Here is a 13,976-nt window from a genome sequence, read left to right as displayed (position 1 = left end):
ATCTGCCAATCCCCCGGGAATCATGTCGAACAGCCACAGGACGGGGTATCCCGATTCGAGTCTGGTCGGCGCCGAGCGTATTCTTTCCCCCGTGCTTCTCTGCTTCTCGTCGAGCCACCGCACTGCGGAGTTCGACCTCCTCGAACGGCTCGAGCGCCATGCGCCCGCCGTCACCGCGGCACTCGCGGAGCAGCACGGAATCGTCGCAGGCTCGGTCGTCCTCGCCACCTGCAACCGCTTCGAGGCCTATCTCGACGTACACGCGCTCGACGTGGACGCGCAGCCGCTCGCCGCGGGCGCGACCACGGACCAGGTGATCGAGACCGTCGCCGCCGCCAGCGGCATCGACGCCGCCCTGCTCCGCTCCTCCAGCGCCGTCTACAGCGACGACGCCGTCGCCGAGCACCTCTTCTCCGTCTCCAGCGGCCTCGAGTCGGTCGTGGTCGGGGAGGGCGAGATCGCCGGGCAGGTGCGCAGGGCGTTGGAGTCGGCCCGCGCCTCCGGCACCGTGACCGCAAGCCTGGAGCGCGTCTTCCAGGTCGCGTCGCGGACCTCCCGCGGGGTCAAGAACCAGACCGGCATCATGACGGCCGGCCGCTCGATGGTCCGCCTCGCGCTCGAGCTGGCGGAGAGCCGGATCAGCGACTGGGCCGCCGTGCGCGTGCTCCTCGTCGGGACCGGCAAGTACGCCGGCGCCAGCCTGGCCGCACTGCGCGAGCGCGGCGTGGTCGACGTGCAGGTGTTCTCGCCGACCGGGCGCGCGGCGAAGTTCGCCCTCTCGCACGATGTCGTCCCCGTCGAGTCCGACGACCTCCTGGAGGCGCTCGGCGCCGCGGACCTCGTCGTCACCTGCTCGGCCGTCACCGATCACGTCATCACCCGCTCCCTGCTGGCCGATGCCATCGCCGCGCCGGACGCCGCCGAGCGCCGCCTCGTCATCGACCTCGGCCTCCCCCGCAACGTCGACCCGGCCGTCGCCGCGCTCCGCGACGTCGAGCTGCTCGACCTGGAGACCATCAGCATCCACGCGCCGGTCGAGGAGCTGAACGCCGCGGCCGACGCCCGCGAGCTCGTCGGCGCCGCCGCCGCGGAGTTCGCGGCGCAGAACGCCGAGCAGGCCGTCACGCCCGCGCTCGTCGCCCTCCGCACCCACGTCTTCGGCATCCTGGACGCGGAGATCGCCCGGGCCCGCTCGCGCGGCGACTCCTCCGAGCAGACCGAGGCGGCGCTGCGCCACCTGGCCGGTGTGCTCCTGCACACCCCGTCGGTCCGAGGGCGCGAGCTCGCCAGGAACGGCGAGGCGCAGGCGTTCGTGGACGCGACGTCGGCGCTGTTCGGCGTGGAGGTCGAAGAGGCGCCCCGCCCGCACGCGCTCCGAGCCGTCGACGACGAGACCGCCGCCTCCTGACGTCCGTCCAGGAGCACCCACCAGAGGAGGACACGTGAGCGACGAGGCCACGATCACCGCCACCGAGCCGCACGCGGCCACCGGCCTGCCCTACGCCGCGGAGGAGCTGCGCGCCGAGCGCCTGCTGCTCCGCCCGCTGAACAGCGGCGACCTGGAGAACGGGCACGAGTTCGAGCGCCTGAAGGATGTCGCCCGCTACCTCTTCTGGGAGGTGCACGACCACGACGAGTCGGCGGAGCACCTGCGCAAGCGCATCGCGATGAACCGCCTCGCCGCCGACGGCGACGGCATCGTGTACGCGGTCGAGCTCCCGGACCCGGAGGGCGGCCACAGCCGGGTGATCGGCCACGTGAGCCTGTTCCTCAAGAAGGCGGAGTGGGCGAAGTTCGAGATGGGCTGGGTGTTCCACCCCGCTGTGCACGGCCGCGGCTACGCCACCGAGGCGACGACCCGCCTCCTCGAGCTCTGCTTCGACACGCTCGGCGGCCACCGCGTCTTCGCCCAGCTCGACGCCCGCAACGAGGCGTCGGCGCGGCTCTGCGGGATCATCGGGATGAAGCAGGAGGCACTGCTGCGCCAGAGCGAGATCTTCAAGGGCGAGTGGTCGGACACCGCCGTGTACGCGATCCTGGAGGACGACTTCCGCGCGGGCCGGTGAGGTCGGCGCATCCTCAGTAGGATGGACGGGTCCCCCACAACCCCCGGCACCGAACAGGGAGCACCCATGGCCGCACCGTCGAGACTGGAATCCGTCATCACGCTGGCGCAGCACCGCGGATTCGTCTTCCCCTCCGGGGAGATCTACGGCGGCACCCGCTCGGCGTGGGACTACGGTCCCCTCGGCGTCGAGCTCAAGGAGAACATCAAGCGCGAGTGGTGGAACTCCTTCGTGCGCGGCCGCGGCGACATGGTCGGCCTCGACTCGGCGATCATCCTGCCGACCGCCGTGTGGGAGGCCTCCGGTCACGTCCAGGTGTTCAGCGACCCGCTGACCGAGTCGCTCATCACGCACAAGCGCTACCGCGCCGACCACCTCTTCGAGGCGTACGAGGCCGAGCACGGCCACGCGCCGGCGAACGGCCTCGACGACATCGCCGACCCGGACCACCCGGACAAGGTGGGCCAGTGGACGCCGATCCGGCAGTTCTCCGGCCTGATGAAGACCTTCCTCGGCGTCGTGGACGACGAGTCCGGCCTCCACTACATGCGCCCGGAGACCGCTCAGGGCATCTTCACCGACTTCGCGCACGTGCTGCAGGCCGCGCGCAAGAAACCGCCGTTCGGCATCGGCCAGATCGGCAAGGCCTTCCGCAACGAGATCACGCCGGGCAACTTCATCTTCCGCACCCGTGAGTTCGAGCAGATGGAGATCGAGTTCTTCGTCGAGCCCGGTACCGACGAGGACTGGTTCCAGACCTGGATCGACCTCTGCTGGGACTGGTTCGTGGACCTCGGCATCGACCCGGCGAACATCCGCCGCCTGGAGCACGAGAAGGACAAGCTCGCGCACTACTCCAAGCGCACGATCGACATCGAGTACAAGTTCGACTTCGTCGGCAGCGAGTGGGGCGAGCTGATGGGCGTCGCCAACCGCACCGACTTCGACCTGAAGACGCACATCGAGCACTCGGGCAAAGACCTCAGCTACTTCGACCAGAACAAGAACGAGCGCTATGTCCCGTATGTGATCGAGCCGTCCTTCGGCCTCACCCGCGCGCTGATGGCGTTCCTGGTCGACGCGTACGACGAGGAGGAGGTGCCGAACGCCAAGGGCGGCACCGACAAGCGCACGGTCCTTCACCTCGACCCGCGCCTGGCGCCCGTCAAGGTCGCCGTCCTCCCGCTGTCCCGCAACGAGGCGCTGTCGCCGCTCGCGCGCGGCCTGGCCGACAAGCTCCGCAAGCGCCGCAACGTCGACTTCGACGACTCGGGCGCGATCGGCCGCCGGTACCGCCGCCAGGACGAGATCGGCACGCCGCTCGCGGTCACGGTCGACTTCGACTCGCTCGAGGACGACGCGGTGACCGTGCGCGATCGCGACACGATGAAGCAGGAGCGCATCCCGCTCGAAGGCCTCGACCGCTACCTCGCGGAGCGTCTGCGCGAGATCTGACCCTCCGCAAACGGAGGGCGACCGCTAGGGTGGGGGCCACCGCGACGGAGACACGATGAGCACGGCCCCCACGAACACCGCACCAGCGCCGCAGGCGGATCCGCCCCCAGGGCGACCCCCGGCGTTGGCGATGCTGCGCGCCTACGTGCAGGTCGCGCCCGCGAGCGTCGCCCTCGCCCTGATCGTGCTCGCGACCTCCATCGCGACCGGCACGCTGTGGAGCGCCGCAAGCGTGGGCGGCGGCTCGCTGGTCTGGGCGGCGGGCGTACCGACGACCATCCGGGCCGGGTACTGGTGGACGCCGTTCACGGCGCTCTTCGTGCCGGAGGACCCGATCCAGCTCGTGGTCTCGTTCCTGCTGGCGCTGACGGTGCTCGCGGCGGCCGAACGGCTGCTCGGCACCGTGCGCCTGATCGTCGCCTTCCTGGTCACCGGGGTGCTGGGCATCACGCTCGGCGTGCTCGGCCAGTGGGCGGCGGCGAACGTGGGCGAGATCCTCGCGCACGCCACCGAATTCGATTTCACCCTGGACCCGACCATCGGGATCGTCGGGGCGCTGGTCACGGCGAGCGCGTTCGCGACGACCCTGTGGCGACGCCGGATCCGGCTGCTCACCTTCGCCACCGTCATCATGTTCGTGCTCTACAACGGCGACCAGAACAACGTCTATCGCTTGTTCGCGGCGTTGCTCGGCCTCGCGCTCGGCGTCATCCTCCGCCGTGGCCCACTGCACCGGATGCGCCGCAGCTCGCACGGGGAGACCCGCAACCTGGTCGCCGCGATCGTCGCGATCACCGCGATCGGCCCGCTCGCCGCGCTCCTGCCGCCCGGCGGACTCGGCCCGCTCTCGTTCGTCTCGGCGCTGTTCCAGCATCGGGAGGTCGCCGCGGCAACGGTGCTGGCGGCGTGCAAGGCCGCCGACACGACCAACTGCCATGACGAGCTCGCAGCCGTCTCGGTGCAGGGGGTCGGCCCGCTGCTGCTCAGCCTGCTGCCGCTCGTGCTGCTGATCGTGACGGCCATCGGCCTCCGCCGCGGCCGGCACTTCGCGTGGCTGCTCGGGATCGTCGTGAACGCGGCGATGATCCTCCTCCCGTTCACGGCGCTGCCCGGCGGCGACATCTCGATCAACGTGGACAGCATCGACGCCCTCGCGCCCGCGATCGAGGTGCTGCTGTGGCTGCTGGCGACGCTGCTGGTTCCGCTGGCGTCGATCGCGCTGCTGGTGGCGACGCGGCGCCAGTTCCAGATCCGCGCGCCCAGGGACGCGGTCGTGCGCTTCACCATCCTGGCGGTCGTCGCGTTCGCGCTGCTCGCGGTCCTGTACCTGATCGCGGGCCTGGCCACGCTGTCGTCGTTCGTGCCGGAGGCCTCCATCGGCGACGTGTTCGCGTCCGCGCTGCGCCGGTTCGTGCCCTCGGGCTTCGAGTCCGTGCTGGGCCCCGTCATCGTGCCGACGTCGCCGTTCACGCTGCTGCTCTACCAGTGGGTCGGCCCGGTGTTCTGGCTGATCTTCGTGATCGGCACGATGCGGCTGTACCGGGCGACCTCCACCGGCCGCACGGTCGGCGACGAGCTGCGCTTCCGGGAGCTCCTGCGCGCGGGCGGCGGCGGGACGCTCGGCTTCATGGGCACCTGGCCCGACAACGTCTACTGGTTCTCGGAGGACGGGGAGGCCGCCGTCGCCTACCGGGTGATCAACGGGGTGGCGATCACCCTGTCCGACCCGGTGTGCCGCCCCGACCGTGCCGAGCAGACGATCATCGACTTCATCGGCTTCTGCGACGCGAACAGCTGGACGCCCGCGTTCTACAGCATCCACGGCGCGTTCCTCCCGGTGTTCGAGTCGCTCGGCTGGCAGAGCGTGTCGGTCGGCGAGGAGACGCTGATGCACCCGCAGACCTTCGACATGCAGGGCAAGCCCTGGCAGAAGGTTCGCCAGGCGCACAACCGGGGGGTGAAGGAGCGCATCTCGACGCTGTGGACGACGTGGGCCGAGCTGGCCCCGATCCAGCAGAACCAGATCGTCGCGCTGAGCGAGCAGTGGGTGTCCGAGAAGGAGCTGCCCGAGATGGGCTTCACCCTCGGCGGGATGGCCGAGCTGAAGGACCCCGAGGTGCGGCTCTACCTCGCCTACAACCCGCAGGGCGACCTCCAGGCGGTCACGAGCTGGCTGCCGAGCTGGCACGACGACCGGGTGGTCGGCTACACGATCGACTTCATGCGCCGGGCGGACAAGAGCATCCCGGGCATCATGGAGTTCGTCATCGCGTCGGCGGCCCAGCGGATGCGCGGCGAGGGGGTGGAGGTGCTGAGTCTGTCGGGGGCGCCCCTGGCGACGAAGCCGGCGGGGCCTGCCGCTGCCGATGCAGACTCCTCTGCCGAGGGACCGGCAGTGATGGACCGACTGCTCGCGTTCCTGGCTCGGACGCTGGAGCCGGCCTACGGGTTCGCCTCGCTGTTCGCGTTCAAGAGCAAGTTCAACCCGACGTACGAGACGCTGTGGCTGGCGTACCCGGACGCGGTGTCGCTGCCGGCGATCGGCAACGCGATCGGGCGGGCGTACCTGCCCGACGCGAACGCGCGGGAGTACCTGGCGCTGGCGCGGACGCTGCTGGGGTGAGGGGCGTGCGCACCGCGATGGTCATCGGCGGGACCGGGCAGATCGGCTCGGCCGCCGCGCGCCGGCTCGCCGCCGACGGCTGGTCGGTGCTGGTCGCCCACCGCGGCCGCCACCCCGGCGACACCGCCCTGAACGACCTGGACGTCACGACCGTCCGCCTCGACCGCGACGACACGGACGCACTGCTCGCGCTGGCCCGCGGCCACGATCTTGTCCTCGACACGGTGGCGTACGAGCCGAAGCACGCCGATCAGCTCGCCGCGCTCGCGGGCGACGTCGGCTCGCTCGTGGTGATCTCCACCGGCTCCGTCTACGTCGGCCGGGAGGGCGGCTACCTGGACATCGTGACCGGGCCGGACGACTTCCCCGACTATCCCCTCCCGCTGCGCGAGACCGATCCGACGGTCGACAACGACGAGCGAACGTACTCACCGCTCAAGGCGGCGATGGAGCGCCGGCTGCTGGCGGTCGAAGGGTTGCCAGTGAGCATCCTCCGCCCCGGCGCGATCCACGGCCCGCTCAGCCCGGCGCTGCGGGAGTGGTACTTCATCAAGCGCGCGCTGGACGGCCGCCGCACGGTGCTGCTCTCCGACGACGGCGCCAACCGGTTCAGCACGTCGTCCACCGTGAACATCGCCGAGCTGATCGCGCTGTGCGCCGCGCACCCCGGCCACCGCGTGCTCAACGCGGTGGACGAGGACGCCGTCAGTGTCGCGGAGATCGCCCGCGCGGTGTACGCGGCGCTCGACCAGGACGTGGAAGTCGTCGGCTTCCCCGGGCCGCCCGTGGACGGGGTCGGCGGCACGCCCTGGAGCGTCGCGAACCCGCTGCTGCTCAGCATGGCGGCGGCCACGGTGCAGCTCGGGTATCGCCAGCCGGTCCCGTACCGGGAGGCCGTCGTGGATGCGGTGGACTGGGCCGTGCGGGAGGCGCGCTCGGCCGAGCGCCGCGGTGAGGGCTGGGAGGAGGCGTTCCCGACGCTCGCGCAGCGCGCCAGGGACGACCGCTGGTTCGACTATGCGGCGGAGGATGGGTTCATCGCGGGGCGCTGACCCTCAGAACACATACTCCAGCAGATCCAGCCCCACCGTCCGCATCCCGTCGATCACCGACAGCCGCGCCGGCAGCGCGGTGTCGTCGAAGTACGTCGACACCGCATACGTCACCCCGGCTCGCGGCCCGCGCAGCACGCCGACCTCGCTGCGGACTCCCGCGTCGGTGCCGGTCTTGTTGACCAGCAGGATGCCGTGCTCCGGGTGGCGGTGCGAGTGCGGGTCGAGGCCGAACGCGCTCGACACCAGGGAGAAGTCGCTGTTCAGGGACAGCCAGGAGATGACCTGGCGGCTGGTCGCGGCGTCCACGACCTCGCCGCGGGCCAGCGCCGAGAACAGCCAGGTGAGCTCGTTCGCGCTGCCGACCGAGAGCTGCGGGGCGTCGTCCGGGCCGCGGTGGTCGCGGACCAGGTCGAGGAGGGCGGTGCGGGTGAGGCCGAGGGACTCCGTGCGGGCGCTCACGGCCTCCAGGCCGACGCGGCGCAGCAGGACGTTGGTCGCGAGGTTGTCGCTCGTCGCCCCGACGAGGGCTGCCAGGTCGGCGACCGGGAGGGCGGGGACCTGGAGGTGCTGCCAGATGCCGGACTCCCCCGCCGTGTCCTGCGGGGCGCGGTCGAGCTGGGCCAGCGGGCTGAGCTGCCGGGACTGGAGGCGCGCGGCGACCTCCACCAGCAGGAGCACCTTGCCGATGCTCGCCGTCGGCATCACGACGTGGTCGTCCACCGAGAACAGCACCTCGCCGGTGGACAGGTCCGTCGCCCGCGCCGAGACCTGGACGCCCTGCATGGCCAGCCGGCCGAGCGCGTCGAAGCCGCGGCTGAACACCTCCGGAGCGGCGGCAGCAGTCCGGCGGTGCCGTCCACGGCGTGGGCTCGCGTGCCGGCGGCGGTGGTCGGTCTCCGGGGTCTGGATCGTCACAGTCGCGCTGGGTCTTTCTTCCGAGTCGGGGCTTCGGTCCGTGCTGCGGTCCCCCCGGCCCGCGACGCGGCGAGGCAGGGTTTCCTCGACGCGATAGGGACGATGTTACCTCGCCGGAGGGGTGGCTGGGCGATCCCTTTCACGCACTCCCCCACGCGTCACCAGATGGTCACGCGCTCCTCCGGCGACAGCCATAGCGCATCGCCGTCCGCGACCCCGAACGTCTCGTAGAAGGCGTCGATGTTGCGGACGATCTGGTTGCAGCGGAACTCGTTCGGCGAGTGCGGGTCGATCGCCAGCAGGCGGATGACCTCCTCGTCGCGACCCTTCTGCTGCCAGGCCTGCGCCCAGCTCAGGAAGAACCGCTCCGCGCCGCTCAGACCATCCACCACGGGAGGCTGCTCGCCGCCGAGCGAGAGGAGGTACGCCTTCCAGGCGATGCCGAGACCGCCGAGGTCGCCGATGTTCTCGCCGATGGTGAGGGCGCCGTTCACGTGGTGGTCGGGCACCTGCGCCGGGGCGAGCGCGTCGTACTGGGCGATCAGACTGCCGGTGCGCTTCTCGAACGCGGCACGGTCGGCGGCGGTCCACCAGTCGTCCAGCTTGCCGTCGCCGTCGAACTTGGAGCCCTGGTCGTCGAAGCCGTGGCCGATCTCGTGACCGATGACCGCGCCGATCGCGCCGTAGTTCGCGGCGGCGTCCCTGCTCTCGTCGAAGAACGGGTACTGCAGGATGGCCGCGGGGAACACGATCTCGTTGAAGCCGGGGTTGTAGTACGCGTTGATCGTCTGCGGGGTCATGAACCACTCGTCGCGGTCGATCGGCTTGCCGATCTTGTTCAGCTCGCGGTTGAACTCGAACAGCGCGGCGGCGCGCACATTTGCGACCAGGTCGGTGGGGTCGATGACGAGCGCGGAGTAGTCGCGCCACTTCACCGGGAAGCCGATCTTCGGCGTGAACTTGCCGAGCTTGTCGAGGGCGCGGTGGCGGGTGTCCTCGCCCATCCACTCCAGCTTCTGGATGCTCTGCCGGTAGGCCTCGATCAGGTTGGCGACCAGCTCGTCCATCTCCTGCTTGGCGGCGGGCGGGAAGTGCTTCTCGACGTAGATGCGGCCGACGGCCTCCCCCATCACGCCCTCCACGAGTGAGACGCCGCGCTTCCAGCGGGCCCGCATCTCCGGCGTGCCGGTGAGGGTGCGGCCGTAGAAGTCGAAGTTGGCGTCCACGAAGTCGCCGGTCAGGTACGGGGCGGAGTCGTGGATGATCTGCCAGGCCAGCCAGTCCTTCCAGGACTGCAGCTTGTCTTCGGTGAGGAGGCCGGCGACGCCGGAGGTGAAGGACGGCTGGCGCAGGACCACCTCGGCGAGCGCGCCCTGCGGTGCGCCCAGACCGGCGGCCCAGTCGTCCAGGTCCGTCGAGCCGAACAGGGCCGTGGCGTCGGCCCACGAGAACAGGTTGTAGGTCTTCTCGGAGTCGCGGGAGGTCACGTTGTCCCAGTGCTGCGCCGCGATCTCCACCTCGAGGTCGTAGACCCGCTGGGCGCGCTCGGGGGCGTCCTGGAAGCCGGCCAGCTCGAACATCCGCTGCACGTGCGCGGCGAAGGCCTCCCGGATCGGCGCGAACCGCTCCTCGCGGAAGTAGGACTCGTCGGGCAGCGAGATGCCCGCCTGCTCGGCGAACACGAGGTAGCGGCTGGGGTCGCCCGGGTCGTTGTCGACGAACAGCTGGTAGATGCCGCCGACGCCGTGCCGCTCCAGCTCGCCGAGGGTCTTCAGGAACTCCGGGATGCTGGCGACGTCGTCGGCGATCGCGAGCTGCGCCCGGATCGGCTCGACGCCGAGCGCGTCGACGCGGTCCTCGTCGAGGAAGCTCGTGTAGAGGTCGCCGAACTTGCGCTCCTCTGTGCCCTCGGGGGCGGTCTGCGCGGCCTCCACGATCTCGCGGACGGCGGCCTCCGACTTCTCGGCGAGCTCCATGAAGGAGCCCCAGCGCGCCTTGTCGCCGGGGATCTCTGTACGGTCGATCCAGGTGCCGTTCACGTGCCGGAACAGGTCGTCCTGCGGGCGGATCGTGGGATCGAGTTCGTCGGTGGCGATGCCGGAGGAGAGCGTCATGCGCTCCAGCCTACGGCGCGGGCGCCCCGCCTGTCAGGTGCGCGCGCCGCCGGGGACGCGCGGGCGGGACTGCCGCCGGGCAGGGACCTGTCGAGGCGCGCCGCGCCGCGGACGGAGGCAGGCGTACGAGTTCAGGAAGAGCGCCGCCAGGACCAGCTCGGCGAGGATCGAGACCGTGCCGGAGAGGCTGCCGAACCCGGCGAGCGAGAACCCGATGTTGACCACGGCGAGCAGCGCATAGCCGACGCCGAAGACCCCGGACAGGAGCGGCCGGTTCGTCATCCGCCACCACGGGCGCGCGGCGCGCACAGCCTCCCCCGGCCCGCGGAACATCCTGGAGACGATGTACCACCCGGCGACCTGCAGCACGGTCAGCACGATGGAGGCCGGCTCCGAGTGGAGGGCGTCGAACAGCAGCGCGAGCGCCACGTTGACCGCGAGCAGCACCGCGACCACCAGCGCCTTCCGCGCCGGAGTGGTGAAACGCATGTCGATCCCCCTGGTGAGTCCGATCATTAGCATTTCAGATGTTCACGAGCGGTCGGCGAGGCACGCCGGTCGCCGAACCGATCCGCGTGCCGACGCGCTCACGCATCCCGGGATGCCCGGATCTGCTCCCACTCGTTCAGCATCTCCGGCAGCCGGTCCTGCATGAAGCGGTAGAAGCCGGCCATGTCGCGCAGCCGCTCCGTTGCAGGGTCGTCCGGGTCGTCGACCGCCGCGAGGCCGGCGTCCGCCTGGTCGGCGAGCACGCCGTAGATCGGGCTGTTGCGGACCATCAGCGCGTACCAGTCGGCCGGCATCTGGTAGAGGTCGCGGCGGCTGCCGTTCTGCGACAGGCGCCGGACGATCCCGAGGGTCTGGAGGTAGCGGACCGCCCCGGAGATCGCCGCCGGGCTCGCGTCCAGCCGCTCGGCGAGCTGGGCCGCCGTGAGCCCGGCCGAGTCGGTGACCGTGAGCGCCATCAGCACGCGGGCGGGCATCTTCGGGAACCCCGCGGCGGTCAGCACCGCCGCGGAGTGCTCCATCATCTCCGTCAGAGCCCGTTCGTCCCTGGCCATGCCCGTCCCTAACCGATCGCGAAGTCCCGGCGTCGGATGAGCGCCGCGGCGGCGGCGAGCGCGACCACCGCGATGCCGAACATCCAGTATCCACCGGTCCAATCGACCTTCCCGACGACGACAGGGGCGTCGGCGAACGGGGAGAAGTGGCGCAGCCAGTCCGGCACCTTGATCAGGGCGCCGAAGATGCCGAGGAAGGCGCCGGCGCCGAGGGCGGCCCAGCCGACCGGGACGGTCCAGCTCGGCAGCACCACGAACACCAGCGTCAGCACGCAGAGGTAGACGAGCGCCACCGGGAACTGGGCCGCCGCGGCGGCGAACGCGTCGTTGAAGACGGTCGCCTTCTCCCCGGCCGCCGTCGCAGACAGGCCCGCCGCGAGTGCCGCCGCCAGCAGCACGAGCACGATCGCGATCAGTCCGACCAGCACGAAGTCGAGCAGCCAGCGGACCCGGGAGACCGGGGTCGACATCATCACCTCGGCCGAGCCGCCGACCTCCTCCTGGCGCAGCCGGATGACCGCCTGCACCGCGCACGCCGCGGCGAGCACGCCGACGATCGACATGATCGCGGAGAGGAAGAGCGCCGTCATCGGGCCGGAGCCGCCCGCGCCCAGGTGGGCGACGGCATCCCGGATGTTCCCCAGGCTCGGGTCGTTCGCGATGGACGTGCTGACCACACTGCCGAGCGCGCCGGCGAGCACGCCGGTGGCGAGGCCGCCGATCGTCCAGCCGAGGACGGTCGGCCACTGGAGGCGCCAGGCCAGCCCGAGCGGGCCGTTCAGCGTCGGGAGGGCGTCCCGCCTGCCCGCACGCTCCGGGACGATTCCCGCACCCGAGTCGCGCACGGCCTGGAGGCCGAACACCGCCGCGAGGAGCACGGCCGCGAAGCCGAGCTGGAGGAGCAGCGGCGTCCAGTCGTTGCGGACGTACGGCGAGAACTGCTCGCCCCAGCCGATCGGGGTGAGCCAGGTCGGCCAGCCGGAGACCATCGTCGTGCCGGAGCCGGTGACCGTGCCGATCGCGTCGCCGATCCCGCGCAGCACCCAGGCGAGCACCACGACCGCGGAGGCGTAGCCGTTCGCGCCGCGCGAGGTGCTCATCACCTGGGCGAGCAGGAGGCCGACGGCGAGGAAGGCGATGCCCGCCCCTCCGACCGCGGCTCCCGCGACGAGCGAGCCGTACGCCGGGAGACCGGACGCCATGAAGCCGAGCGCCGTGGCCAGCGCGAGCACGATGTCCGCGAGGACGCCGTGGATGACCGTCGCGACCGTGGGGGTGATCCGCGCAGCGGGGGTCGAGCCGACGAGCTCGGCGCGACCCGACTCCTCCTCCGCCCGGGAGTGCCGGACGGCGAGGAACGTGTTCATCAGCCCGGCCAGCAGCGCGAGGAAGGTGTAGATCTCGAAGAAGGTGACCGCGGCGAGGCCCGTGCCCTGCGGGAGGCCGCGGAGGACGAGGACCGTCGGGTTCGCGATCGCGAGCCGGATCAGCTCCGCGCGGCCGGACGCCGACCCGTAGGTCTGGTCGATGCTCGCCGCCGAGAACAGCGCGAGGAACGCGATGCAGAGGATCCAGATGAGGAGCTGCCAGCGGTCGCGGCGCAGGCGCTGGCGGAGCAGGACGCCCAGGGTCGCGACGCGTCCGCGTTCAGGGACCGCGGTGTGCCCGGCGCGCGTGGCCGGGAGGTCGGTGGTCGTGGTGCTCATCGCCCCTTCGCCTCCGCCTCCAGCTCGGTCACACCGGCGAGCTCGTCGCCGTAGTGGCGGAGGAAGAGCTCCTCCAGCGACGGCGGGGCGACGGTCAGGCTCTTGACGTTCAGGTCCGCGAGCGCCGCGAGTACGGGCGGGAGGCGGTCGCTGTCGGCGGTGAACTTCACGCGGCCGTTGTCGGTGCGCAGATCGTGGGCGTCCGGGATGCGGGCGAGCTGCTCGTCCGTCGTCCCGTCGGCCGCGAACGAGATCTCGGTGCGGGTCAGGTGGCGGAGCTCGTCGAGCGTACCGGTCTCGACCGTCTTGCCCTCGCGGATGATGCTGACCCGGTCGCAGAGCTGCTCCACCTCGGAGAGGATGTGGCTGGACAGCAGGACGGTCGCGCCGTCCCGGGAGATGCGGGCGATCTCGGCGTTGAAGGTGGCCTCCATCAGCGGGTCGAGTCCACTGGTCGGCTCGTCGAGGATGTAGAGGTCGGCCGGGGTCGCGAAGGCGGCGACGAGCGCGACCTTCTGCCGGTTGCCTTTGGAGTAGGCGCGGCCCTTCTTGGTCGGGTCGAGCTGGAACACCTCGATCAGCCGCTTCTTGCGCTCGGCGTAGGCGGCCTTGTCGGCGGTGCCTCCGCGCAGCCGCGCGAGGAGGTCGATGGCCTCGCCGCCGGAGAGGTTCGGCCAGAGGCTGACGTCGCCGGGGACGTAGGCGATGCGGCGGTGCAGGGCGACGGCGTCCCGCCAGGGGTCGCTGCCGAAGACGCGGGCGGTGCCGCCGTTGGAGCGCGCGAGGCCGAGGAGGACGCGGATGGTCGTCGACTTGCCTGCGCCGTTCGGCCCGAGGAATCCGTGGACTTCACCCTCGGTGACGGTGAGGTCGAGCCCGTCGAGTGCCCGGACCCGGCCGAATCGCTTCTCGAGGCCCGAGGCCTCAATCACTGTGGTCATGTGCGTGACTCTACGCTTGATTCAGTAAATTGTGAAAACT

Annotated in this window: 11 protein-coding genes; 5 read left to right on the top strand and 6 right to left on the bottom strand. The window is 71.1% G+C overall.

Annotation, left to right across the window (positions count from 1 at the left end; translation table 11 throughout):
• Nucleotides 1-91 precede the first annotated feature (91 nt).
• From ABH923_RS11635 to ABH923_RS11615, 5 genes are all read left to right on the top strand, one after another.
• A complete protein-coding gene (locus ABH923_RS11635) occupies nt 92-1,408 on the top strand; it encodes a glutamyl-tRNA reductase (RefSeq protein WP_370055525.1) in 1,317 nt (438 codons plus the stop codon).
• A 34-nt stretch (nt 1,409-1,442) separates the two neighbouring features.
• On the top strand, nt 1,443-2,066 hold the full coding sequence (locus ABH923_RS11630) for a GNAT family N-acetyltransferase (RefSeq protein ID WP_370055524.1): 624 nt from the start codon (nt 1,443-1,445) through the stop codon (nt 2,064-2,066).
• A gap of 66 nt (nt 2,067-2,132) precedes the next feature.
• Entirely contained in the window at nt 2,133-3,521 is a 1,389-nt protein-coding gene (locus ABH923_RS11625; protein ID WP_370055523.1) for a glycine--tRNA ligase, read from the top strand.
• Nucleotides 3,522-3,576: 55 nt separating this feature from the next.
• Complete coding sequence (locus ABH923_RS11620; RefSeq protein WP_370055522.1) at nt 3,577-6,144, top strand: rhomboid family intramembrane serine protease; 2,568 nt, start codon at nt 3,577-3,579, stop codon at nt 6,142-6,144.
• Nucleotides 6,141-7,196 carry an NAD-dependent epimerase/dehydratase family protein gene (locus ABH923_RS11615; protein WP_370055521.1) on the top strand — a complete coding sequence of 352 codons (1,056 nt, stop codon included), beginning with the start codon at nt 6,141-6,143 and terminating at the stop codon, nt 7,194-7,196. Before ABH923_RS11620 ends, ABH923_RS11615 begins: the two co-directional genes overlap by 4 nt.
• 3 nt (nt 7,197-7,199) lie before the next feature.
• Here ABH923_RS11615 and ABH923_RS11610 read toward each other — a convergent pair whose 3' ends face one another.
• From ABH923_RS11610 to ABH923_RS11585, 6 genes are all read right to left on the bottom strand, one after another.
• The gene (locus tag ABH923_RS11610) at nt 7,200-8,114 is read right to left on the bottom strand and encodes a serine hydrolase (RefSeq protein WP_370055520.1); all 915 of its coding nucleotides are present in this window, start codon (nt 8,112-8,114) and stop codon (nt 7,200-7,202) included.
• Nucleotides 8,115-8,272: 158 nt separating this feature from the next.
• Nucleotides 8,273-10,228 carry a M13 family metallopeptidase gene (locus ABH923_RS11605; protein WP_370055519.1) on the bottom strand — a complete coding sequence of 652 codons (1,956 nt, stop codon included), beginning with the start codon at nt 10,226-10,228 and terminating at the stop codon, nt 8,273-8,275.
• Nucleotides 10,229-10,261: 33 nt separating this feature from the next.
• Nucleotides 10,262-10,717 (bottom strand): hypothetical protein, encoded by a 456-nt coding sequence (locus ABH923_RS11600; protein WP_370055518.1) that lies wholly within the window; start codon nt 10,715-10,717, stop codon nt 10,262-10,264.
• A 98-nt stretch (nt 10,718-10,815) separates the two neighbouring features.
• Nucleotides 10,816-11,289 carry a GbsR/MarR family transcriptional regulator gene (locus ABH923_RS11595; protein ID WP_370055517.1) on the bottom strand — a complete coding sequence of 158 codons (474 nt, stop codon included), beginning with the start codon at nt 11,287-11,289 and terminating at the stop codon, nt 10,816-10,818.
• Between the two features lie 8 nt (nt 11,290-11,297).
• Entirely contained in the window at nt 11,298-12,995 is a 1,698-nt protein-coding gene (locus ABH923_RS11590) for an ABC transporter permease (RefSeq protein WP_370055516.1), read from the bottom strand.
• Nucleotides 12,992-13,936 (bottom strand): ATP-binding cassette domain-containing protein, encoded by a 945-nt coding sequence (locus tag ABH923_RS11585; RefSeq protein ID WP_370055515.1) that lies wholly within the window; start codon nt 13,934-13,936, stop codon nt 12,992-12,994. Before ABH923_RS11585 ends, ABH923_RS11590 begins: the two co-directional genes overlap by 4 nt.
• Nucleotides 13,937-13,976: the final 40 nt, after the last annotated feature.

This window comes from Leifsonia sp. EB41 (genome assembly GCF_041262565.1).
Taxonomy (GTDB): domain Bacteria; phylum Actinomycetota; class Actinomycetes; order Actinomycetales; family Microbacteriaceae; genus Leifsonia.
Note: the sequence above shows the minus strand (reverse complement) of the source record. Positions and strands in the feature narration are given on the sequence as shown.